At 60.0% G+C, this 1,730-nt stretch carries 4 protein-coding genes; 1 reads left to right on the top strand and 3 read right to left on the bottom strand.

What is annotated here, in order from left to right; genetic code table 11:
* The 3 genes from mscL to AC1DT3_RS20165 form a co-directional block, all read right to left on the bottom strand.
* Positions 1-225, bottom strand: a 225-nt coding sequence (mscL, locus tag AC1DT3_RS20175) for a large conductance mechanosensitive channel protein MscL (protein ID WP_477466993.1), incomplete at its 3' end; no start/stop codon positions are given.
* Between the two features lie 101 nt (positions 226-326).
* Complete coding sequence (locus tag AC1DT3_RS20170) at positions 327-857, bottom strand: VOC family protein (RefSeq protein ID WP_477466992.1); 531 nt, start codon at positions 855-857, stop codon at positions 327-329.
* Between the two features lie 21 nt (positions 858-878).
* The gene (locus AC1DT3_RS20165; protein WP_477466991.1) at positions 879-1,289 is read right to left on the bottom strand and encodes a DoxX family protein; all 411 of its coding nucleotides are present in this window, start codon (positions 1,287-1,289) and stop codon (positions 879-881) included.
* 93 nt (positions 1,290-1,382) lie between these two features.
* Here AC1DT3_RS20165 and AC1DT3_RS20160 point away from each other — a divergent pair.
* A partial coding sequence (locus AC1DT3_RS20160) for a LysR family transcriptional regulator (protein ID WP_477466990.1) occupies positions 1,383-1,730 on the top strand: 348 nt, incomplete at its 3' end.

Raw genomic sequence — 1,730 nt, 5'->3', positions numbered from 1 at the left:
GCCCTGGCGTCTTGCTTCCTCAAGGGACGTCGCTGTGACGGCGCTGGAGAGCGGCAGGAAATAGTTGGAGAAATCGAGCCCGCCCGTGACGGCGCCGATGATCGGCATGAAGATGTCACTCACGATGGATTCGACGATCCGGCCGAAAGCCGCACCGATGATCACGCCGATCGCCAGATCGACAACGTTTCCGCGCAACGCGAATTTCTTGAATTCCTGTAGCACAACCCATCTCCTCGCCAGCCGACGCCTTGGAACCGTAACATTTAGGACGCGCGACTGCCGAGTCGAGAAGGATTATTCTCCGGGGGCTTCGACGATCGTCGTCAGCCGTTGGCGCTCGCCAGGAGATCCTGGAGATCGAGACGCTCGGTGACCATCTGGAGATGACCTTCTCGATCGCGCGGCCACTCGTCCTCGGGGCGATCCCAGTAGAGCTCGACCCCGTTTCGGTCCGGATCGCTGAGATAGAGCGCTTCGCTCACCCCATGATCGCTCGCCCCTTCGAGCTGGATACCTGCTTCGATCAAGCGGCGAAGGGCATCAGCAAGATCGGCCCGGGTCGGATACAGGATCGCCGTGTGAAAGAGCCCGGTTGTACCGGGAGGTGGCGGCGAGCCGCCTTTGCTTTGCCAGGTATTGAGCCCGATATGGTGGTGGTAGCCGCCGGCGGAGATGAAGGCTGCTTGGCTTCCATAGCGCTGCATGAGCTGAAACCCGAGAACGCCGCAATAGAAGGCCAGCGAACGATCGAGGTCCGCGACTTTCAGATGAACATGGCCAATGCGCGCGCCGGGGGCGATCGGTCGTGTTTGATCGGCGTTGGTACCGCCGAGGGGGGCAAGGGTCGCTGACATGGTGATGGCCTCGTTTTCCACTTAGGCGATTTTCGCCGAAGAACTCCGCAGCGCATAGGCACCGTCGCCGAGAAGCGCCTGGACGATCAATCCGACGATCCAGAACGCGGGATATTCCCAACCGCCATTGGGATTGGAAAAGAAGAAACCGGCGGATCCGTGCACGGTGGCGATGGCGCCTAGCAAAACCGGTATGAGAACGACCGCAGCGATTCGGGTGTAAAAACCGACGATGAGAGCGACCGCGCCGATCACCTCGATGAGAATCGTCAAATAAGCGAGCGCCAGGGGAAGCCCGAGACTGCCGAAAAACTGAGCTGTCCCCGCAGGCGTGAAGACGAAGATCTTCAAGCCGGCATGGGCCAGGAAAAGAATGCCCAACGTCAAACGAAGGACAAGGGCGGCGAAGGGAGCAGAGCGGGCGTCGATCATGGCGATCTCCTGATTGGGTTTCCCTCATATGACTTCATACTCTGAATATGATAATATCCTCGCTGGAATATAACCTCACACCAAGAGAGTGATATGCTCGATCGCATCACCGGGATGCAGGTCTTCGCCCGAGTCGCCTCGCTCGGCAATTTTTCCGCGGCGGCACGGTCGTTCGACTTGTCTCAGACCATGGTAACCAAGCATATCGCCGCGGTGGAAGATCGACTCGGCGTCAAGCTTCTCCATCGCAGCACGCGGGGCATGACGCTGACCGAGGCGGGACGCAATTATCTCGCGGCCTGCGAGCGGATTCTCGCCGACATCGAAGAAGCGGAGGCCTCGGCGAGCCTCGACAGGATCGAACCCCGGGGCACGCTCAAGCTCAACGCGCCGCTGAGCTTCGGCATTCGCGAGATCGCACCCGCCCTTGTCGAATTCAGC

It is taken from the genome of Microvirga sp. P4_G7 (assembly GCF_056401005.1).
Note: the sequence above shows the minus strand (reverse complement) of the source record. Positions and strands in the feature narration are given on the sequence as shown.